Consider the following 20,846-nt stretch of genomic DNA (forward strand, 5'->3'; position numbering starts at 1 on the left):
AGCAAAGCAGGGGGTATAAAAAAATTCGATTATAATAATGATAATCCATAAGTAAAACTTATGTTAGTCTGTTGATAAACGCTCGCATACGTTGTTGTTTGTTTCGTTCGTCCTTCATGAACCGTGTATTCTATTCGGGTCTTCACTAAGGCCGTACGTTTTAAGACATTTTAAAAATTACAAACAACAAAAAAGTGGTCAATCCTTAGATCAACACACCCGTACAAGTACATATTGCTTTTCTTTAACTAAATCGCTTAAAAGCGAACTTATTTTAAAAAGAACTATCCATCCGTTTTTTTCACTTGCATCTTTGATCTAATATTTAAGAAAAAATCGTATCCGAAAGCTATGATTAATCCCGCCCAAAAAATAATAGATGAAGAAATAGGCTCTCTTTCAAATAGTAAAGAATAAGAATAATTGATAAATAAGAGAATCATATAAGTATAGAAACCAAGTATAGCTCCTTTTCGCCAATTATCTTTCTCTATTTTGGACATGCTTCTAAATAATTTCATGTTCCCTCCATATTTTGCACTTTTACTACTCTAGTGATGCACTTTATTCATCATCTGTATATAATACCATTATTTTCTCCATAAGGATGATGACCTTGCACTAAACTCATCATTTGATTGAAGAATGTTCGATAGGTTCAATCCAGTTTCCCCCTATTTTGCAGTCCTATGTTGCACTTTTGAGAGTATAGGAAATAGGTCTCGTATTATCAACGACACCTTCAAAAATGGTCATAATCTATTTGTTGAAAGATGGATATCAATTTTTCAGTAAATATATGAAATCTAGTCAGCGGTTACGAAACCTATTCATGTAGCTACAGTTTCCACGATTGTATATCAGCTAATTTTTATGTAGGTAGCAAGCACAAAATTTACACCAGTCAACGATGACAATTTTTTTTCCTGATATTTCGATCATGCCTTCTTTTTTTAGCTTTGAGAACACACGGCTTACGCTTTCCCGTGAATTACCAATTAAAGTAGAGAACTCTTGAACCGTAATAGGAAGTTCAATGTACATTCGATTACAATGGTTTGCACCAAATTTTTCTGCGAGTCTTTCAAGGGCGTTAATGGTCTTCATGTAAACATCAAGTAAGGCAATGTCTCGTAGCATCGATGTCATATCCCTTAACGATTCGCTCATGTCGCGAATAATTTGAACAGCCAACTCTGGTGTGTACATGAGCTCCAATTCTAGATCATCTGTATTCAAAAAATACACTTCCCCATCCTTAATCATAGTGCCAGTAGCCGGATAAGTCTGTCCTGCTTGACTAAAAAGGTTTGCTTCTGCAAAAATTTCCCCTGCTTTTTTCATACAGACAATAATTTCATTCCCTTGTTCATCCTGCTTTGTTAGCTTCACAATCCCTGAATGAACAAAGAATACACCTTGTGCTTCTTCGAACTCAGAAATAATTCTTTCTCCTTTATTGTAAGCTCTTTTGATTATTCGTTTATCTACAAGCTGTAAGACCTCTTTAGGGAGATTTTTAAAAATTTCTATTTTCGTTAGAAAATCCTCATGGGAGGGGTTCTTGTAGTGCGTAACCTTCGGTTCAATGATCTCACTCTTCATCCTTTTTCACCTGCTTACATGTAGTTTGGTTTTATTTTAACGAAGTGCATCGAACGATTATGTGACTTATTTCACACAGCATTTGTTAAATGAGAGGTCTAATTTTATCTTTCACCTATTCGTCACAATAACAATGGGGGTTGTGATGGTGATCACAATTACCGTTCTTTTTTATGTTTATTCTAAAAATGAAATCTTACGAGGGGGGAATAAGGTGGAAAAATCGATTGTTTATTTCATCATCAGTGCTCTTATAGGATTAGGGCTAGGTTATTTATTATTCGAGGTTTATCTTTCAGATGAAAAGGCATCAAATATGGTAGGTTATCAGACAAACCCAATCCAATCCGATGAACTTGATTCTAATGAGCAAGAAACTGAAGTCCCAATTACGCCGGTTGAAGACAGTCTACTGCAAACAAAGGGCTGTTTGGGATGTCATGCTGTAGAAGGCTTGAATCTCTCTGGTGGTATTACTGGACCAGATTTATCGAAATCGTATGAACAAATTGAAGGAAAGCATGGGAAGTCGTTGGAAGAATTTTTAAAGGAACCAACATCAGCTGTGATGTCGAGCGTCATTGCGGGAGACCCTCTATCCGAAGAGGAGATCAATCAAATTGTAGAGCTTCTTAAACAAGCATCTGAACAATAAAAAGAGACGAAAATTAGATTAAGGTGGTGCAATAAGAATGAAAAAATGGATGCCTGCTATTTTCGGTTTAGTTACTGGCCTGGTGATGTCGACCGTATTTTTTGCAGACTTTTCTCCAGGGCAAAGCAGTGATGCAGCCAATAATTCAAATAAATCGAATGCTGAAAAGGTATATGTCCCTTATGGAGAACTGGACGACTATTATATGCTTTCGTCAGGTGGACATTCGGGGCAGCTTTTTGTATACGGTTTGCCATCAATGAGAAAAATCAGAACAGTACCAGTGTTTACGCCTGACCCTGCGACAGGATATGGATTTGATGCAAAGTCTAAAGAAATGCTTGGGGGCTATACGTGGGGAGATTTCCATCACCCTGCCGTTTCAGAAACAGATGGTGATTATGATGGAAAATTCTTATTTGCAAATGATGTTGCTAATAATCGAATCGCTGCGGTTGACCTTAGCTCCTTCCATACAGTGGACATCATGGAAATGCCTAATATGGGAGGGCCTCATGCAGGAACCTTTGTAACGGAGAATACAGAATACATTGTTATGCCAACAAGATTCTCTGTACCAATTGGAAAAGAGTATGCCCCTTTAGATGATTTTGAAGAGGAGTATAAAGGGGTTACCTCAATGGTGAAGTTTGATCAAGATGCGAAAGAGTTTGAACTAGCTTACCAAATTATGCTTCCACCTTGGTCTTATGATTTATCAGATGCTGGGAAGAAAATGTCTGGTGATTGGATTGTCATGACAACATATAATACAGAATTCGCCACGACCAATATGGAAATTAATGCTTCTCAAAATGATCGTGATTATATTGTATTAATCAACTGGAGAGAGCTTGAGCAAAAGGTGGCAGATGGCCAATTCGATGAAATAAATGGAGCGAAAGTAATTGATCCTCGTAAGCATAGTGGCTCTATATACGCTGTACCTGTTGCAAAGTCACCACATGGAGTTGATGTTACCCCAGATGGAACTCGATTTGTAGCATCTGGAAAGCTTGCTCCGTTAATCACAGTTTTCTCTTTTGAGAAGGCTTTCACATTAATAGAAGAAGGAAATTTTGCTGAAGAGAAATTCGGAATTCCGATTTTACCTTACGATGAGGTTGTAGAGCGTGAAGTAGATCCTCCGGGTGCGCTAGGGCCTCTTCATACGCAATTCGATGACAAAGGATTCGCCTATAATACGATGTTTATTTCTTCTGAAGTCGTGAAGTGGAATGTAGATTCGGGAGAAGTGGTTGATCGAGTTTCTGTTCATTACTCTCCGGGACATAGTACTGCTGCTGAAGGAGATACAGCTTCACCTGATGGAAAGTGGCTCGTTTCATTGAATAAAATTGCGAAGGATAACTTCTTACCAGTCGGACCGTCACACCCAGAATCAATGCAGCTAATCGACATATCAGGAGACAAGATGGAGCTAGTTTATACAGCTCCAGTCGACCCAGAACCGCATTATGCTCAAATAGTTCATCGCGATAAAATAAATCCTATTTACATTTATGAAAAGGATGAGAATCGAGAAAACGCCGTGTGGACACAAGAAGACACGTATATTGAACGAATCGGAAATGAAGTTCATGTCTATGGAATAGCTATGCGTTCAAAATTTATTTTTGATGCAAAAGCGGAACGTCCCGATGAACTCGTAGTCAAAGAGGGCGATAAAGTTATCATCCATCTAACAAACATCGATCTTGACCAAGATATTACACATGGATTTGGGATTATGGATTATGATCTTAATTTTGAAGTCCAGCCAGGTCAAACAAGTACTCTTGAGTTCATTGCAGATAAAGCAGGAACCTTCCCAGTTTATTGTACAAACTTCTGCTCCGCATTACATCAGGAAATGAGCGGTTATTTGTTAGTAGAGCCAAATTAGGTCCTAAGAAAAATATGGAGCTAGTGTAACGATTCAGGATGGCACAAATAGAGGAAATTGAACAGTTGAAGAAGGGTATTGAATTTACATATCCTTCTTCAATGTAGAGGGGAGATGACCAACTTGGCAAAAAAGTTATCGAATCGTTCTATGTACTGTCTAATTGGAGCGGGCTTCCTTCTCGTTGTCTCTATCTTTTTTCCGTGGTGGGGAATGAAGTTCTATGCACCACAATATCCAGAAGGATTAGATATTATTGTCTACCCAAGCAAGCTAGCGGGAAATATCGATATCGTTAACGGGTTGAACCATTATATCGGTATGGCTGAATTCAGTAATGAAACCTTTCCCGAACTACAATATTTACCTTATCTACTTATTGTTATGGCACTATTGGCTGTTGCGACCGCTGTTTTGAGAAGAAGGAGCCTTCTCTATGGATTTATTAGCCTTTTCATGATCGGAGGCGTATGGGGCATTTATGATATGAAACGCTGGTTAACAAAATTTGGGACTGAATTAGATCCAATGGCACCGATTGAAATAGAGCCTTTTATCCCACCTATCATCGGAGAAAATACAATAGCTAATTTTGTTACAGATAGCTATTTTACAACAGGAGTCTTCATTTTAGGCTTGGCATTCCTTCTATCGATTATGCCTCTATACTTGGAGAGATTGAAATGAAAAAACGAATGATGTTATTGGTAGGACTAGTCTCTTGGATGGTAACAGCTCCTATTGCGCAAGCAAGCGTACAATTGCAACAGCTCATTGATGAAACACCAGTTGAAGGCGTATTAGTGCTAAACGACTCGATTTATGAGGGGAATATTTCAATCACAAAACCTATTACAATCATAGGTAAGAAAAACACTGTCATACATGGAGATGCAACAGAAAATGTGGTAACCATTGATGCTTCAAATGTAACGTTAGAAAATCTTGTTATTCGCAATGGTGGTCTTACGCGTAGTTCCGATGAGGAATATTCCGGAATTCGTGCAACAGGAGATCATCATCAGTTCCGCAATTTAGTGATTCAAGACGTTTTCCATGGTCTCTATTTAAACAATGTCAATCATAATACGGTTGAAAATGTGACTGTGATCGGGCAAGGAGAAAGTAAACTCGGTAGTCAGGGAAACGGTATTCAGTTAATTCGAGCCTATAATACCCGAATTGAAGGCAGCACCATCTCTAAGACGCGTGACGGCATCTTTGTAGAGTATTCAGACCACAATGAAATAAATAATAACTATGTGAGCGAAACGAGATATGGGCTTCACTATATGTATTCTAATGATAATAGCTTCTATCATAATCGCTTTATTAAGAATACAGGTGGCGCAGCAATTATGCAGTCACAAGGGATAGTGTTAAAGGATAATCAGTTTTCATTTAACCAAGGCTCCCGATCGTTTGGATTAATTATTCAAACGAGTAACAATAATATAGTGGACAATAATGAGTTTTATTCTAATCAACGCGGTATTTACTTGGAACAGTCAACACAAAATCACATTCAAGGAAATCGATTTTTTTATAATGACATTGGGATTGAACTATGGACAACCTCCAATGCTCAAGTGTTTACAGAAAACCATTTTAAGAAAAATGTAGCCAATGTTCTTACAATCGGCGCGCAATCAAATAATGAATGGAGTAAGAATGGGAGAGGGAATTATTGGGGAGATGAACATCCAGTGTTTGATTTAGATCAAAATTCAGTTGGTGATCACCCAGTTGAGTATCAATCTTCGCTCTATAGGTTGATAGAGGAGAATGAGCTAGCCTATTTGTTTTTGAAAAGCCCAGCTATAAATATATATGAGAAGGTCAATCAATTAGTAAATAAACAAAGAGTAGCAGCAAAGGATGACTTTCCTTTAATAGATCATGATGTTGATAAAAGCGCTACTAGTAAGTTTATTATTCTCGCGATCCTTATTCTATTAATAGGTGGCGTAATCTATTATAAGCACAAGCGGAGAGGGGGAACCATGAAATGAATTATATCTGGAAGGAATGGATGGAGCAATCACGTGGAAGAGGTTTATGGGTAGGACTCTCAATGGTCATCATAACCTCTTTATTTTTATTATGGCAAGCAAACTCATATCCAATTGACTTAGGGTTTGATGTCTTTCTTCTCTCGCTTTACGATATGAACATTTACTTAATACCGATCTTAGCGATGTTTCTTTCTTCTTTTTCCATCTATCAAGAAAAAGAACTAAAAACAGCTATGATGCTCTTAACAAAAAAAGAATCACCTAGAAGTTTTTTGTTTAAAAAAAGTATCGCCATACAAGTCGTAATTCTAGCCATTTTTGTTGCTTGGTATTTTATATTGGCGATTCCGATGAAGTGGATGCTTCAGTTTGAGCTTTTGGGCTTTATCGTTTTTTTAGTAACGGTCGTAACGAAATTAGTTGTTTTTAATCAAATTGGTATATTTCTCGGTACAATCTCTCATACCAAAATGCAGTTAATTGGTTCAGTGGTATTCTCGTGGTTTTTCTTCATATTCCTATTAGATTTGCTGTTTATTCAATATATCCCATCTGTTTCCTTTGAAAATATTAAACTATTTTCTTTTCTTTACTTTTTGGATCCGATGCATACCATTCGTTTGTTTTTTGAAACATCGTTAGGGTTGTTTTCCTTAAACAATATGTCTTTCCTAATGGAAAAAATGATCTGGATGGCTCCATGGAAGTTTTTGATCATCGTCGTCATTTTCTGGGTGGCACTTTTGTTTGAAGCTGCTATTATGAGCAAAAGGAAGGGGCGAAACATATGATTGAGATCAAAGGTCTGCATCAATCTTATCATAGTAAAAAGGTCTTGCAAGATATTAATCTTGTCATAGAAAAGGATGAAAAATGCGCGCTTGTAGGGCGAAATGGGGCAGGGAAATCAACATTAATCCATTCTATACTTGGCCTGCTTCCAGTAAAAAAAGGAGAGGTTATTCTTGGTGGCAGTTCAATTAAGAAGGAGTCATGGAAAAGGATGGTTTCCTATTTGCCAGAGAAGTTTCATCTTTATCCACATTTGACTGGATTAGAAAATCTACAATTTTTTGCTTCACTCGTTTCCAGTAAAGTTGATGACAAGCGGATTGAAGAGAAGTTGAAGCTTGTTTCATTATGGGATGATCGCAATGGGTTAATTATGGGCTATTCAAAGGGGATGCTGCAACGGCTTGGTCTATGTGTCATGCTTTATTACGATACAGAAATCTTTATTCTAGATGAACCTACAAGTGGCCTTGACCCACTCGGTCGTGAAGAAATCCTTGGTATTCTAAAATCATTGACAAATAAGACAATTTTTATGGCTTCCCACCATATGGAAGAAATTGAGCAGACGTGCACCCATGTCGCGTTTTTAGAAAATGGGATGATGACAAAATATACGGTCAACGATTTTTTAGAAACCCACTTTAAAGGAGTGAGAGCAAAATGAAAAATCGCTTTTTCTTACTTGTGCTAATAACCATCATACTGGGAGCATGCGGACTAAAAAATAATTATGAAGTGATGATTGAAGAAGCACCTAAGTATAAAGCTGGGACTGCTTCTCAATTTACATTAAGAGTAACTGAGGGTGGAAATCCTGTGGAAAACTTGAACATTGTTGCTCTCCTAGAAATGGAAAAAATGGATCATGGTACAATTATGGCAAATTTTGAAGATAGAGGAAATGGGTTGTATGAATCAACTGTAGAGTTTCCAATGGGTGGAGAGTGGCTTGCAAATCTCGAAGCAGAGAAGGCAGGTACAGAATTTGTGAAGGTTCTTTCATTTGAAGTGAAAGAGAGTTGATCTTTGATGATGAGAAAACTACTTATCCTAGGAGTCCTTCTCTTATTAGGTAATGTTCTAAGTGGCTGTCTGCCATCTACTGAAACAATAGAATCTCTCATCAATGAACCTGAGAATAGAAGTGATGAAGTAGTTACGATTCATGATAAGACATTTACACTAAAAGACTTTAATAAATTCAAGCTAATGAAAAAGATTGAGGTCGAGTTGCATAGAGAGGAAGACAGACTTCGTTTGCACGGGAAAGAGCTTGAAGAGCAAATGAACTACTGGGATGAACAAATTAGATATAACGACAAATACAATGTAAGTCTCTCACAAATGATCGAGCGCTATTCTATGTTTTTACTAGCCGAAGAGAAAGGGCTAACCGTAGATGAAGATGTAGTCCAAAAGACAATAGAGTCTACTATGAGCAAAATAGAAGAAGGTTACTCTACAAAAAAACTTGTAGAGAAGATTGACACGATTATTCTTCAGAATGGGCTCAATGAATATTATACACAGAGCCATCTATTAGAAAAAATAAATCATCAGCTGAGACAAGATGTGTTGAAGGAAAGTCCTAATGCAACAAAAAGAGAAATTGCCTTCAATTCAGCAAAAAAATACGAGGAGTTGTATCAATCTCAAATTGCGTCACTCGAAGTAATTATTCATATAAAATAAAGAGGCGAAGGACAACCGAGCCTCTTTATTTTTTGATGATAATAACATAATAAAAGAATTTCTACCAACACCATTAGTATTTGAGGTGACTGACATAAACGATAAAATACAATATGTAGTTTTCTTACCTTAATTTAATTCATATAATGTATAGCAGAGAGGAGAGAAATAAATGTGAAAAAAACGTTAGAAAACAGGTTGGCTTATTTATACTCTGGGGAATTATTTTCTATAATTACTTTTGTACCTGTTAGTTATTTAGTAGATTACGCATTTCCAAATCTACAATTGTATTCTCTCTATTCATTTTGGGTTTCATTTATCCTTTTAGAGTTTCTTTTAATCCAAGGAACGATCTATTGGCATGTAAAACTTAAAAGACTAAGAAATGAGAATAATGCTAGAACCCAGATTAAGGTTGTTCGACAGTTTCATAGTTTAAAAACAGTGAATATGGTTATAATTTTGACCGTAATGATAGTATTTGCTTATGATATCATCAAATGGTATCCATCTTTGCCATTAGGAGGTTTAGCTATCGCCTTCTTCATATATGTTTTTGCAATTTTAGAGTTTATTAACTACTTTTACATTCAGCTCTCCTACAATGTCTATGAAATAAAAGATTTGTTAAAAAGTAAAAAATTGAAGAATTCCTGTATGAATAAGGATTTTAGACGAATGAAGAAATTGGAACTCTAAAAATCGAGTTCCAATTATCATATAATCAGCAATAAAGTGTAACAGAGCCTTTTTTAAAAAAAGAAGGTTAAACCTACTAATGTTTAGAGTCCTAATATTCACACACTTCTAGGCAATTTCCATCGTGGTCATAAAAGGCAAAGTAGCGTGCTCCGTATTTTTGTAAATCTTTAACTTTGACTCCATGTTTCTTTAAATAATTGTATGCTGTCTCTGCATCAGACACATAAAAATTTAACGAGCTACGACGGGGCTGGAAGTGTACCTGATCATCAGTAAGAAACAATGTTAGTGATGTTTCCCCAAACTCTATACACTGGTACTCACCTTTTTCGCTCTTCCATCCTGGAGTACCACCTAAAACTTCAGTATACCAGCTAAGCGAAGTATCAATATTTCGTGTTGGAACAAAAACAGTATCAATTTTTTGAAACATTTTTGACATTGTGAGAACACTTCCTTTCTATTAGAATGATTAATCCACTGATTCATAGTGAGTCCTTATCGTAGAGCTACAATATTTAATTTTTATTCACTTTTTTGTTTCTTTAACAACCTCAATGATGTATTTCTCTATTTCTTTTGCGTCCTTAGGGTGAAACATATGCGAGGAGTTTTCATACCAAATCATTTCTTTGCCATAAGGCGAATCTAATTCTTTCACGAAGTTTTCTACGGATGTCCCGTCAAGATGAAGATCCTGTTTACCATGTAAAAAGAAAACGGGTATATCTACCTTACGTATAGTTTGAAGGTTTATTTTCGCAAAATCTTCGATTAGAGCTTGTGTATATGTTAAGTCGTAGGCACTCCTAAACGAGTGGTAAATATCTTTTAAAGAGTAATCACGGGCACATAAAAATATGGTTATTCCCCCGATTATCCCTGGATGCTTTATGGTTTCATTTTCATAAACCATGGATTTATATTTCATTAATAAACCACGAAAATCGATCCAAGGTTTAACAGTTTTATAAGGTGGCCCACCAAGAACTTCTAACTTTTTGAGCGTCTTTTTATCATTTGCGTCTATTGCTTTCACCTTTAGCCAATAATAACAGTATTGGTCATTTTCAGCCCAATTCAAAAGCTGAGAGATGCCTACATAAGAATGGAGCTTTTTAGGATAACTTGAGGCAATCGATAAACCTATTACAGTTCCCCAAGAATGAGCTGCAAGATAAATCTTTTCTTGATCAAATCTCTCTCTTAAATAATCAATTAATTCGTTGCAGTCGTGAATATATTGTTCAACTCTTATTGATTCAGATGGAATCGATTTATCATATGATTTCCCCTCACCTCTTTGATCCCAAAACACTAATACGAAATGCTTAACGAGCTCTTTAGTCGCAATTGCGATCGCATAATCTTGACCACGCGATGCTACACCGGGAACTGGCATACATGGTCCTCCATGAATAAATAATAAAATTGGGTTTTTAGGGTTCTCTGCTTGAATAAGAATGGACTGATTCACACCACCTAATAAAACATTTTCAACCGAATCGAGCCCTGTATCCGCAATCATAAAATCTCTTTTTCTCATGAAAAATACCATTCTTCACTCCCCCAAAAGCTTCATCCACTTTTACTCTATTATTCAACTAGTAACAAACTTATGCATATTTTTTCGAAAAGAGTTATTAGTATTTTGTGTATCACAAAAAAAGTCATCTATTTTTTCGCACATAGTCATTGGAAAAATGACATGTTCATTGCTCATTGGGAAGCTTTGATAGAATATGAATCAGTTTAAACATGAACATAATTCCCTTTCGGTGATAGCGGAACTGATTTAAGCTTCCAATGATGTAAGTGTCTAGTTCAGGATGGTAAAACATAAAGGAGCCAGTCATTCCTGCATTTCCCCAAACATTGTATTTTTTTGGCATGAACAATGGTACGGTTTTAAAATTCATGATTCCGTATCCGTAATCAATACCAAGCGAAAACTTTGCCCAGTTCTTCATTTGTTCCATTGTCTCTTGATTCAAAATCTCCTGCTTGACCAGTGCTTTCATAAATTTCAACAAATCTTCTGCCGTAGCGACAATTCCTCCACCTGCATAATCAATACTCAAGCTGCGATAGTGAGTTAATTCTGTTCGACCTTTATAAAAATTTGCGATAGGATAGATGCTTTTTTCAAGTGGTTCAGAATGTTGTAGTAGATAGGAGTGTTTCATATCAATCGGTGTAAAAATGTAGTGTTGAAGTGCTTTGTGAAAAGGCATAGTTGTAATATTCTCAATGATTAATCCTAGTAGCTGATAACCAGTATCTGAATAATGAAACCTTTCCCCAGGTGGGAAATGTGAAGCAAGATTTTCTTTGCTCCATTGAATTACTTGCTGTGGTGACCAAAACGTGGTTGGTTCTTCTAGAATCCTATTAATCATTGTTCTTCCCTGTTTTGGCTTATCCTCGAAGTAGTCAGGAAGACCTGATGTATGATTGAGTAAATGTTTGATTTTGATAGCCTTTGTATAATCTGTTTTTTTATATACATGTAAATTGTTCAGTAAATCAGGATTTAAAAAGGATGCAATATAATCTTCATAAGTTAATTTTCCTTGTTCTTTCAATATGCCAATTAACACAGAGGTAAACAACTTTCCGACACTTGCAATAAAGAAAGGTTGTTCAGGTTGAGCAGGAATACTCCCTGTTGAGCCTCCAGCAATATTAATGTGGATTCCTAATTTTTCTGAGTGCACTAATAAATGGGCATTGCGTATGTTGTCATCTTTCCGTATTGTTTTTCTAAAGCGATTTTCAATGGACATTCTAATTTCTTCTATCTGAATAATACTCACTTCCCCTCATTTTGTCTAAGGCGCGCTGCAGCAATGATATCTGTTGCTGTACGATCTAAAAGCTCGATCGCTTTTTTTTCTTCACACAAATCCTCTGGCAGTAATCGATTAGCTACCATAGTTGAAAGTCCGACTGAAAAGATTCTCATCTTTAATAAGATCATCATCAACTCCTCATCTGTAAAGCCCTTAAGTTTAGGATCACCCTTCATATGCAATATTAAATCATATCCCATTTCTTCGTCGTAATTTTCAAGATAGTCATTATGTTTCATGATCAAATCACGAAATAGGACACTGTACTCTTTAGCAAAGCGCAGGCTTGCTACTCCTATATCATGAAATGGATCTCCAGAATCTTGGTCTGTTAACAGTTGTTTACTTAGTTCATATATTTTTTTTAAGACATTTCGTTTTAGTTCATCAACATCGTTAAAATTGACGTAAATGGGTGCAATTGAGCTTCCTAATCGATCAGCTACTTTTCTAATTGTAATGTTATCAATTCCTTCCATCGTTGCAATTTCAAAAGCGGCGTCAATGATTTGCTGCTTGGAATATTTATTCTTAGGTGCCATGATAGGATCTCCATTTCTGAGTCTGAATTATATAGATCAAACGATATATATTAAATATTATATATCATGTTTAAGGTTTGCAAAACTTTATTTTCAAAAAAATCAAAACACTTTAAAAGTATAAAGAAACCTGAACAAGAAATTAGATGTGACGGGGGAAGATTATTTGTTTGTATAAATCATGTACCCTAGAACTCACATGTTGCAATGACCGTAGTTAACAAATTTTCGAAAGATCTAGTTGTATGTCTAGAATGGATATGTGAAAATAGCGATGAAATTGTCCTTGAAATTGGAGTGGTAATGTTGAAATATACTTGTCCTTGCTGTGGTTATAAAACATTAGATGAAGAACCCCCTGGAACTTATGAAATTTGCAGTATTTGTTTTTGGGAAGATGATGGTATTCAATATGATGACCCTGATTACGATGGTGGAGCAAACATCCCGTCATTAAGACAAGCACAAAAAAACTTTCTTGAACTTGGAGCTTGCGAAGAGAGATGTTTAGAATTTGTGAGGAAACCGAATAAGCTTGATGAAAGAGATCTCAATTGGAAGCCCTTAGAAAGCGCTGTTGATGGATAAAAGCAACAGCCTTTTATATTGAATGATTTGTGAAATACTGCAAGATCATTAAGGAGAATCAAACTGCTTCTTTACTTGTTTGCCATTTAAAACGGAGTGCGTAGGACAAAATCCAGGCTCTACATTTTATTAACAATTACGAGACGGTAGTGGGTTGTGTTTTTTTGTTTATAATTATGTAAATTTACTTCTTATTTAATCATCTACAAGGAAAGGCAATGATATAATATCGGTAAAATATGTTTTTTAAGGGGATTGGGTGGATGAAGCTAAGTAGGCAAGAGAAATCATGGATATTATATGATTGCGGTAACTCAGCGTATTCTATGGCCATTTCGACAGCTTTGTTTCCGATTGTGTTCGGGATGTTTAAAGGCACAAATAGTATGGATTTGGGGTATTTTAATTCATTAGCTAGTATTCTAGTAGCAGTACTTAGCCCGATTTTAGGGACCATCGCAGATTATAAGGATAAGAAGAAACGCTTCTTTATCTTTTTTGCCTTACTCGGTATTTTAGCAACGTTTTCGTTTGCATTTATTTCTCCTGAGAGTGGTCAATGGCAGCTTCTAATCATTTTGTACGTGTTATCAGCAATTGGCTTTGCAGGCGCAAATGTTTTCTATGATGCCTTCTTAGTCGATGTGACAAGCGATGACAGAATGGATAAGGTGTCAACGAGCGGGTATGCATACGGATATATTAGCAGTGTTATTCCTTTTGGAATAAGTCTTGCTGTTATCTTCTTCATGGGGATGGATCAAGCAATTGGGTATCAAATTGGTTTTATTATTACAGCACTTTGGTGGGGGCTACTAACCTTCCCGATGCTTAGAGATGTTAGGCAGCGCTACTATATTGAGCCAGAACCTAAGCCTGTCGTGAATAGCTTTAAGCGACTAGGTAAAACATTATTACACATTAAAAGCTATAAAGTAGTGTTTGTGTTTTTAATTGCGTATTTCTTTTATATTGATGGTGTCGATACGATTATTAAAATGGTCGTTCCTTATGCACAAAGTGTTCTAGGAAGCGATGCCTTAGATATGTTTACTCTACTTGGAATCCTATTAATCATCCAGCTTGTTGCCTTTCCATTTGCACTTTTATATGGGAGCTTAGCAAAAAAATATTCAGCAAGGAAAATGATAGTCTTTGGGATTAGTACGTATATCGTCGCTTGTATTGCTGCATTTTTCATTTCGTCAGTATGGCATATTTTCCTTCTCGGTATATTGATTGGCTCCGCACAGGGTGGTATTCAAGCACTGAGCAGGTCGTACTATGGAAAGATCATTCCAAAGCAAATGTCGAATGAATTTTTTGGCTTCTATAATATTTTTGGAAAGTTCGCAGCAATCATCGGGCCATTCTTAATGTCCATAACAAACACTTTAACTGGCAATCCACAATATAGCATTCTATCTATTATTCCATTGTTCATTATTGGACTGATCGTGTTTTTAACATTACCAAAGGAAGAAAACATTGATGCTAAAGTGATAGGGTGAGAGTAATGAACTCAGAATCAAAGAATAAAAAACATGTAATCGTTATTTCCTACGATGCCTTTTCTAAGGATAACTGGGAAATGGCTAGTAAATTGCCTAACCTATCTAAGCTTATTCAGAATGGTGCATGGTCTACGAAGGTGAAAAGTGTGTATCCTACACTTACGTATGTCATTCATGCATCTTATGTAACAGGTGTTTATCCGAACAAGCACGGTGTTTATCATAATAACCCATTTCAGCCTTTTGTTGCTGAAGACGATCAGGAGTGGCATTGGTTTAGGAAAGATGTCAAAGCAAAGACTATTTATGATGAAGCAAAAGAACAAGGGTTGACAGTAGCCGGCATTTTATGGCCGGTTACTGGTCATGCCTCAATTAAATACAATCTTCCAGAAATAAAAGCGATTAGAAATGAAAATCAAGCATTGAAAGTATTAAAAAATGGAAGTCCGCTTTTTAGCATGCGCATGGAATTAAAGTACGGTCGATATCGTAAGGGTATTGAACAGCCGTATCTGGATGATTTCTCAACAATGTGTGCGGTCGATACAATCAAGCGGAAAAAGCCTGACCTTTTCCTTCTGCATTTAATTGAACTAGATGAAGTGAAGCATGCGTTCGGAACAGAGGGTCCTCATATTGAGGAGGCGATCGTCCAGATGGATGAACGAATTGGTGATCTGATGAAGGCTGTTGAAGAAGCAGGGATTAAGGATGATACAACCTTTATCGTTGTAGGAGATCACGGACAGTTAGATGTAAGGTACAAAGTATACTTGAATCGACTGCTGTATAATCAAGGGTTAATATTTGAAGAGAATGGTGAAATGCATTGGCGAGCGTATGTGCAAGGAGCTGGTGGCGCTGCGTATGTACATATAAGAGAAGACGATCAAGAAGCAGAAAAGCGAGTGCTAGAAATACTCCAACAAGCTCTAGGTGAGGGTCGCTATGGCATTGAAAGCATCCTTACTAGAGAAGACCTCGATCCTATGCATGTAGATCCTATCTTTCCCTACATGATTGAAGCCAGGGAAGGTTATGCCTTTGAAGATGAATACGATAAGCCCGTTCTCATTGACTTGCATGAACTCGGGATCAAATACGCAACACACGGCTATTCTCCAAACAAACCAAATTACACAAGCACGATTGTCATATCGGGACAAGCAATAAAAAGCGAATATGAACTTGGCGAAGTTGAAGTCATCGATCTTGCACCAACAATCGCTAACTTACTAGGTATAAACTTTCCCACATGTGACGGGAGAGTGCTGGGGGAAGTATTTAAAGAGAGGTATGTACTGAAATAAGGTCATTACCCGTCACCATTCAACTTAAAATACAATAAAAATCACCCATATTGAGTATTCAACAAATTTTCTCTGGAAACATGAAAACCTTAGGGGAATTATCATGTTTTAGTTTCATTTACAGCAACCCTCTTAAAGCTTGTACAAACCGTTCTGCAGGCTTTGAGAGATTATGGTTTTTTAACCAGATTAAGCCGACTGGTGATGTGAAGCTTTCTTCATCGACAATTTGTAAGGCTTTTATATGTTGATGCTGGTTTTGCTTCACATATGCTTCAGGGACAATGGCATTTGTCATGCCTAGAGCAATCATTTGTGTAAGTAAGTGAATATCGGAACATTCACCGATAAGCGAATGATCAATGCCTTTTTTAGCAAGGCGCTCGCGTATGAGCGAGTAGACTCCTAACCCTTCTGTGCTAGGTAACATCATAGGGTATTCACTTATTTTTTGCCACGTGATGGTGTGCTTCATTGGGGTTTGTTTGGATGTGACAAAATAAAAAGGCTCATCTTTTAAATGAAGAACATCAAATGCACCTAAATCTAAAGGAAGTCTTATTATTGCTAGCTCAATCGTTCTTTTTTTAACTAACTGACATAATTGACTCGATTCGTTTTGTTGAATCTTAAGGTGTACGTTAGGATAGAGTTGATAAAATGTTTGGATACTCGTGAGTAATTCGGTAGATGAAAAAGTGTTAATGCCAATGCTTAACGTACCCTTTAAGCCAGATCCTATATCTTTCACATTTTGTTTTGCTTCTTCTGTAAGTTGGATGATTTCTAACGCATATTGATACAGGGATCGACCAGCTTCCGTTAATTCAAGCTTTCTTCCATTTCGATCAAACAAGGCAGTATCCAATTCCTCTTCTAAGGAGCGCAGTTGTTGACTAAGTGGGGGTTGTGACATATATAATTTTTCGGCTGCTGCGGAAATATTTCCTTGTTCCACAATCTCTTTAAAGTAGCGCAATTGCTTAATATCCATTCGTTTTCATCCTCTACATTTATTACTATATAAAAAACCTTATCCTAATCCATATTATTCATATAATGAATTTTCATTAAATTGTGCTACCATCTTATAAAGTTTCATTATAGGAGGGAATAGATGGATACGTCTACATATTGGATTTCTAATGTTGTACTTGAAACAGGCTTTACGTACCAGAATGAAGAAATAGTTGGGACTGACACAAAGCGTTACTTCCTAAAAATAGAATCAGGCTATATCGTAAAAATTCAGGAAGAAAAGCCAGAAGAAAATGGGCCATTTATTGATGCAAAGGGTTTATTAGTCATGCCAGCGTTTCGAGATATGCATATTCATTTAGATAAGACCTTTTACGGTGGCCCTTGGAAAGCACCGACAATAGCGAAAGAGGGCATTTATACCCGTTTGCGAGAAGAAGAAGTATTGCTTCCGGAACTTCGGCCTTATACAAGGCAACGAGCAGAAAAACTCATTGATTTATTAATTGAATCAGGAACAACGAAGATTCGTACACATTGCAATGTCGGTCACATTGAAGGACTGCATCAACTAGAAGCAACGAATGAAGCGAGGGATAAGTATAAAGAGAAAGTAGAGATAGAAATTGTTGCTTTCCCACAACAAGGACTTCTTCGTGGACAAGCGAGTGCTTACGTACAGGAAGCCTTGAGAAACGGTGCGACATTAGTTGGTGGGGTTGACCCAGCCACTATTGATGGTGACATAGAAAAATCTTTGCATACGATGATGGACTTAGCTGTAAAGGAAGATGCAGGAATAGATATACATCTTCATGATGGCGGCCATCTAGGCTTGTTCACAATGAAACGTCTTGCAGCTCTAACTGAAGAAGCAAAGTGGCAAGGACGTGTAACAATTAGTCATGCTCTTGCTTTAGCAGATATTAGCGAGGAAGAGCTAATGGATGTTGGACATCGTTTGAAGGATCAAAATATAGATATTACTTCTACTGTATCACCTAGTAAAACAATTCCAATCCCTAGTCTTCAGAAACTTGGCGTGCCAATTTCTTTCGGCGCAGATAGCATTACGGATCACTGGTCTCCGTTTGGAAACGGAGATAGTCTAGATAAAGCTGCGGTCTATGCAGAAAGGTTTGGCAAAAAGGATGAATATGCCCTTCACCATGCAGTTTCTTTTATTACGGGAAATACAACTTCACTAGATCATAAAGGAAATAGAGTATGGCCAACACCTGGCACACCAGCTAACTTTGTATTAGTTGATGCACAATGTAGTGCGCAAGCTGTTGACAGACGTTCAGAGAGAAGAGCGGTATTCTTCCAAGGGAAGCTAATTGTCAATAAGATTTAATAGAGGAGAAAATCAAATGATAAATCAACGTTATTGGCTTAAAAACGTTGCAGTAGAAACAGGTTATATTCAAGATGAAGGTCATTATGTTGGAACGAAAACAAAACGCATCGATGTGAAAATTGTAAATGGTTACATTGATGACATTATCCCGAGTGACGATAATGTCGATTATGAGGAGACACATATTGACGGAAAAGGGCTTCTTTTATTGCCTTCCTTGGTTGAAAAACATTGTCATCTTGATAAAACATTACTCGGAGAAGCATGGCGGCCAGTAAAGAAGGTAAAGTCAATTTTTGAAAGGTTTGAAATGGAGAAGAACATCCTTCCTCATCTTCGCACAACAACAAAAGAAAGAGCAGAAAAGCTTATTCAGACCTATATCCAAAATGGTGTCACTCACATGAGGACACATGTTGATATTTACCCAGAAGTAGGGCTGAAGAATTTAGAGGAAGTCATTGAAGCGATACAAACTTATCAGGATAAATTAGATGTTGAGATTGTTGCGTTCCCACAACATGGTCTACTAAATGATGAAACGATCCAGCTTTTAAGAGAAGCATTAACGTATGAACAGGTGAAATACATTGGGGGAGTAGATCCAGCTTCAGTTGACGGTGATATTGAAACATCTCTCCAAACGATGGTAGGCTTAGCTGCTGAATTCGAAGTAGGGATCGATTTGCATTTACATGATGCAGATTATTTGGGTACTTTTACGATGAAACGATTAGCGCAACTGTCAATAGAAGCTGGCCTTAAGCAGAATGTATATATTAGCCATGCCTTTGGCTTAGCTGATGTACAATTAAATCCTCTTGAAGAGACAGCTAAATGGTTGGCAAGGGCTGGAATCACAATCATTACGAGTGTACCTATTAGCAGATCTTTTCCACCTGTACAATTTTTAGAAGAAAGAGGAGTAAAGGTAGCAGTTGGTTGCGATAACATTTTTGACTTATGGTCTCCATTTGGAAATGGTGATTTAATTGAGAGGGTGAGCCGCTTAGCGGAAGCATCAAGATGGAGCGATGAGTTAGAATTATCCCAAAGCTTGAAATATATTACAGATCGCAAAGTGCCTCTAACAAGAGAAGGAAATCAACAATGGCCAATAGTAGGTGAAGAAGCTAACTTTATACTAGCTAATGCCCATTCCTCTGCAGAAGTTGTGGCAAGACGCGTTATACCAGAACTGACAATGTATCAAGGGAGAATAACAGCAAGTAAAAATAAGTAAATCTACAAAAATAAAACCAGAAATGTATACCGTTCTATTCAATGTCCAGTTTATGGTACGACCTAAAACTGGACATTGATTTATGAATGGCTTACATTTTATTTAGTTGAAAAAAAAAAAAGGAGAGAATAAGAATAGATTTGCTTCACTTAAAAACAACTCAGTTAAACGAATATGGAGAGTACATGGAGAATGAAAACAAAAAAGTTATCAATTTTTAAGAAGATATTATTGGCAGTAGTTGCGATCATCCTTTTAAGCGTAATTGGATTTGTCGTTTGGACACAGATGACGTATAAAGCAAGTCCAGAAGTGAATGAGTATATTCAAGTGGATGAGAATAAAATGGAAGAGGGTTGGCTTATTTTTGGGGAGGAAGTTCCCGAAAATCAAAAAGGGATTATTATTTATCCTGGTGCAAAAGTAGAGCCTGAAGCATATAGTTATTTAGGAAACAAACTTGCAGAAAAAGGCTATCTAGTAGCTATCCCTAGTGTTACCTTGAATTTAAGTCTTTTAGATGTGAATAAAGCGATGAAAATCATTGATCAATATCCTCAGTTACAGTGGTATATTGGAGGACATTCAATGGGAGGAGTAGCTGCCTCAATGTTTACAGAAAAGAATCTTGAGCACATTGAAGGACTATTTTTCCTCGGTTCGTATCCTGGAGGTGGGGTTGATTTCTCTCAAGAACAGTTAGCGGTGCTATCTATTTACGGAGACCTTGATGGACTTAGCACACCTGAAAAAGTTGAAGCAGCGGATACTTTGTTGCCTGACGATACAGTTTACGTAGAAGTAACAGGTGGAAACCATGCTCAATTTGGATGGTATGGAGAGCAAAAGGGAGATAATCCAGCTCAGATTTCAACAATTGAACAACAAGATCAAATCGTAGAAGCCATTCTTTCTTGGTTACAATAGCAACACTCTGATGCTTTAATAATATGTTACACGATATCCTTTTTTACTAAAGTTCGATGATCCGTATATGATCGTCGAACTTTTTAAGTGGAGTCACATTTCATTTGCATTTATCAGCTTTTTCATTCCGCACTGTTTTCATCCACACGATTACAT

21 protein-coding genes are annotated in these 20,846 nt (G+C 36.9%); 15 read left to right on the plus strand and 6 right to left on the minus strand.

The window, feature by feature from the left end:
* Positions 1-864: 864 nt before the first annotated feature.
* Complete coding sequence (locus tag AC6F34_RS07010) at positions 865-1,605, minus strand: Crp/Fnr family transcriptional regulator (RefSeq protein ID WP_500770429.1); 741 nt, start codon at positions 1,603-1,605, stop codon at positions 865-867.
* Positions 1,606-1,819: 214 nt separating this feature from the next.
* Here AC6F34_RS07010 and AC6F34_RS07015 point away from each other — a divergent pair, with 214 nt between their 5' ends.
* From AC6F34_RS07015 to AC6F34_RS07055, 9 genes are all read left to right on the plus strand, one after another.
* Entirely contained in the window at positions 1,820-2,260 is a 441-nt protein-coding gene (locus tag AC6F34_RS07015; protein WP_500770431.1) for a c-type cytochrome, read from the plus strand.
* 37 nt (positions 2,261-2,297) lie between these two features.
* Positions 2,298-4,166 (plus strand): Sec-dependent nitrous-oxide reductase, encoded by a 1,869-nt coding sequence (nosZ, locus tag AC6F34_RS07020; protein WP_500770433.1) that lies wholly within the window; start codon positions 2,298-2,300, stop codon positions 4,164-4,166.
* Positions 4,167-4,280: 114 nt separating this feature from the next.
* Positions 4,281-4,853 (plus strand): hypothetical protein, encoded by a 573-nt coding sequence (locus tag AC6F34_RS07025; RefSeq protein ID WP_500770435.1) that lies wholly within the window; start codon positions 4,281-4,283, stop codon positions 4,851-4,853.
* A complete protein-coding gene (gene nosD, locus AC6F34_RS07030; protein WP_500770437.1) occupies positions 4,850-6,178 on the plus strand; it encodes a nitrous oxide reductase family maturation protein NosD in 1,329 nt (442 codons plus the stop codon). The genes AC6F34_RS07025 and nosD overlap by 4 nt, the downstream gene beginning before the upstream one ends.
* The gene (locus AC6F34_RS07035) at positions 6,175-6,972 is read left to right on the plus strand and encodes a copper ABC transporter permease (protein ID WP_500770439.1); all 798 of its coding nucleotides are present in this window, start codon (positions 6,175-6,177) and stop codon (positions 6,970-6,972) included. Before nosD ends, AC6F34_RS07035 begins: the two co-directional genes overlap by 4 nt.
* Positions 6,969-7,640, plus strand: a complete 672-nt coding sequence (locus AC6F34_RS07040; RefSeq protein ID WP_500770441.1) for an ABC transporter ATP-binding protein — start codon at positions 6,969-6,971, stop codon at positions 7,638-7,640. The genes AC6F34_RS07035 and AC6F34_RS07040 overlap by 4 nt, the downstream gene beginning before the upstream one ends.
* The gene (locus AC6F34_RS07045; RefSeq protein ID WP_500770443.1) at positions 7,637-7,999 is read left to right on the plus strand and encodes a FixH family protein; all 363 of its coding nucleotides are present in this window, start codon (positions 7,637-7,639) and stop codon (positions 7,997-7,999) included. The genes AC6F34_RS07040 and AC6F34_RS07045 overlap by 4 nt, the downstream gene beginning before the upstream one ends.
* 6 nt (positions 8,000-8,005) lie before the next feature.
* Positions 8,006-8,668 carry a hypothetical protein gene (locus tag AC6F34_RS07050; protein WP_500770445.1) on the plus strand — a complete coding sequence of 221 codons (663 nt, stop codon included), beginning with the start codon at positions 8,006-8,008 and terminating at the stop codon, positions 8,666-8,668.
* Positions 8,669-8,842: 174 nt separating this feature from the next.
* Complete coding sequence (locus AC6F34_RS07055; RefSeq protein ID WP_500770447.1) at positions 8,843-9,370, plus strand: general stress protein; 528 nt, start codon at positions 8,843-8,845, stop codon at positions 9,368-9,370.
* Between the two features lie 91 nt (positions 9,371-9,461).
* Here AC6F34_RS07055 and AC6F34_RS07060 read toward each other — a convergent pair whose 3' ends face one another.
* From AC6F34_RS07060 to AC6F34_RS07075, 4 genes are all read right to left on the minus strand, one after another.
* Positions 9,462-9,815 (minus strand): VOC family protein, encoded by a 354-nt coding sequence (locus tag AC6F34_RS07060; protein ID WP_500770449.1) that lies wholly within the window; start codon positions 9,813-9,815, stop codon positions 9,462-9,464.
* Between the two features lie 87 nt (positions 9,816-9,902).
* Positions 9,903-10,931: an alpha/beta fold hydrolase gene (locus AC6F34_RS07065; RefSeq protein WP_500770451.1), complete on the minus strand. Its 1,029-nt coding sequence runs from the start codon at positions 10,929-10,931 to the stop codon at positions 9,903-9,905.
* A 154-nt stretch (positions 10,932-11,085) separates the two neighbouring features.
* Complete coding sequence (locus AC6F34_RS07070) at positions 11,086-12,189, minus strand: serine hydrolase domain-containing protein (protein WP_500770453.1); 1,104 nt, start codon at positions 12,187-12,189, stop codon at positions 11,086-11,088.
* On the minus strand, positions 12,186-12,767 hold the full coding sequence (locus AC6F34_RS07075; protein ID WP_500770455.1) for a TetR/AcrR family transcriptional regulator: 582 nt from the start codon (positions 12,765-12,767) through the stop codon (positions 12,186-12,188). Before AC6F34_RS07075 ends, AC6F34_RS07070 begins: the two co-directional genes overlap by 4 nt.
* Before the next feature lie 306 nt (positions 12,768-13,073).
* On the opposite strand from AC6F34_RS07075, the gene AC6F34_RS07080 reads away from it, so the two are divergent.
* The 3 genes from AC6F34_RS07080 to AC6F34_RS07090 all read left to right on the plus strand — a co-directional run bounded on the left by AC6F34_RS07080 (position 13,074) and on the right by AC6F34_RS07090 (position 16,182).
* Positions 13,074-13,355, plus strand: a complete 282-nt coding sequence (locus AC6F34_RS07080) for a CPCC family cysteine-rich protein (protein WP_500770457.1) — start codon at positions 13,074-13,076, stop codon at positions 13,353-13,355.
* A 263-nt stretch (positions 13,356-13,618) separates the two neighbouring features.
* Complete coding sequence (locus AC6F34_RS07085) at positions 13,619-14,866, plus strand: MFS transporter (RefSeq protein WP_500770459.1); 1,248 nt, start codon at positions 13,619-13,621, stop codon at positions 14,864-14,866.
* Positions 14,867-14,871: 5 nt separating this feature from the next.
* Positions 14,872-16,182: an alkaline phosphatase family protein gene (locus AC6F34_RS07090; RefSeq protein ID WP_500770461.1), complete on the plus strand. Its 1,311-nt coding sequence runs from the start codon at positions 14,872-14,874 to the stop codon at positions 16,180-16,182.
* 118 nt (positions 16,183-16,300) lie between these two features.
* Here AC6F34_RS07090 and AC6F34_RS07095 read toward each other — a convergent pair whose 3' ends face one another.
* Entirely contained in the window at positions 16,301-17,176 is an 876-nt protein-coding gene (locus AC6F34_RS07095; protein ID WP_500770463.1) for a LysR family transcriptional regulator, read from the minus strand.
* A 123-nt stretch (positions 17,177-17,299) separates the two neighbouring features.
* Between AC6F34_RS07095 and AC6F34_RS07100 the strand changes: the two genes are divergently transcribed.
* From AC6F34_RS07100 to AC6F34_RS07110, 3 genes are all read left to right on the plus strand, one after another.
* Positions 17,300-18,517: an amidohydrolase gene (locus tag AC6F34_RS07100; protein ID WP_500770465.1), complete on the plus strand. Its 1,218-nt coding sequence runs from the start codon at positions 17,300-17,302 to the stop codon at positions 18,515-18,517.
* Positions 18,518-18,533: 16 nt separating this feature from the next.
* Positions 18,534-19,763 (plus strand): amidohydrolase, encoded by a 1,230-nt coding sequence (locus AC6F34_RS07105; RefSeq protein WP_500770467.1) that lies wholly within the window; start codon positions 18,534-18,536, stop codon positions 19,761-19,763.
* 192 nt (positions 19,764-19,955) lie between these two features.
* On the plus strand, positions 19,956-20,690 hold the full coding sequence (locus tag AC6F34_RS07110; RefSeq protein WP_500770469.1) for an alpha/beta hydrolase: 735 nt from the start codon (positions 19,956-19,958) through the stop codon (positions 20,688-20,690).
* Positions 20,691-20,846: the final 156 nt, after the last annotated feature.

The organism is Niallia sp. CD-39 (assembly GCF_059874745.1).

Bases quoted from the DNA above. Each gene is read 5' to 3' on its own strand.
- AC6F34_RS07010 (WP_500770429.1), bottom strand. From the start codon at position 1,605: ATGAAGAGTGAGATCATTGAACCGAAGGTTACGCACTACAAGAACCCC.
- nosZ (WP_500770433.1), top strand. From the start codon at position 2,298: ATGAAAAAATGGATGCCTGCTATTTTCGGTTTAGTTACTGGCCTGGTG.
- AC6F34_RS07025 (WP_500770435.1), top strand. From the start codon at position 4,281: ATGACCAACTTGGCAAAAAAGTTATCGAATCGTTCTATGTACTGTCTA.
- nosD (WP_500770437.1), top strand. From the start codon at position 4,850: ATGAAAAAACGAATGATGTTATTGGTAGGACTAGTCTCTTGGATGGTA.
- AC6F34_RS07035 (WP_500770439.1), top strand. From the start codon at position 6,175: ATGAATTATATCTGGAAGGAATGGATGGAGCAATCACGTGGAAGAGGT.
- AC6F34_RS07040 (WP_500770441.1), top strand. From the start codon at position 6,969: ATGATTGAGATCAAAGGTCTGCATCAATCTTATCATAGTAAAAAGGTC.
- AC6F34_RS07045 (WP_500770443.1), top strand. From the start codon at position 7,637: ATGAAAAATCGCTTTTTCTTACTTGTGCTAATAACCATCATACTGGGA.
- AC6F34_RS07050 (WP_500770445.1), top strand. From the start codon at position 8,006: ATGATGAGAAAACTACTTATCCTAGGAGTCCTTCTCTTATTAGGTAAT.
- AC6F34_RS07060 (WP_500770449.1), bottom strand. From the start codon at position 9,815: ATGTCAAAAATGTTTCAAAAAATTGATACTGTTTTTGTTCCAACACGA.
- AC6F34_RS07065 (WP_500770451.1), bottom strand. From the start codon at position 10,931: ATGGTATTTTTCATGAGAAAAAGAGATTTTATGATTGCGGATACAGGG.
- AC6F34_RS07075 (WP_500770455.1), bottom strand. From the start codon at position 12,767: ATGGCACCTAAGAATAAATATTCCAAGCAGCAAATCATTGACGCCGCT.
- AC6F34_RS07085 (WP_500770459.1), top strand. From the start codon at position 13,619: ATGAAGCTAAGTAGGCAAGAGAAATCATGGATATTATATGATTGCGGT.
- AC6F34_RS07090 (WP_500770461.1), top strand. From the start codon at position 14,872: ATGAACTCAGAATCAAAGAATAAAAAACATGTAATCGTTATTTCCTAC.
- AC6F34_RS07095 (WP_500770463.1), bottom strand. From the start codon at position 17,176: ATGGATATTAAGCAATTGCGCTACTTTAAAGAGATTGTGGAACAAGGA.
- AC6F34_RS07100 (WP_500770465.1), top strand. From the start codon at position 17,300: ATGGATACGTCTACATATTGGATTTCTAATGTTGTACTTGAAACAGGC.
- AC6F34_RS07105 (WP_500770467.1), top strand. From the start codon at position 18,534: ATGATAAATCAACGTTATTGGCTTAAAAACGTTGCAGTAGAAACAGGT.
- AC6F34_RS07110 (WP_500770469.1), top strand. From the start codon at position 19,956: ATGAAAACAAAAAAGTTATCAATTTTTAAGAAGATATTATTGGCAGTA.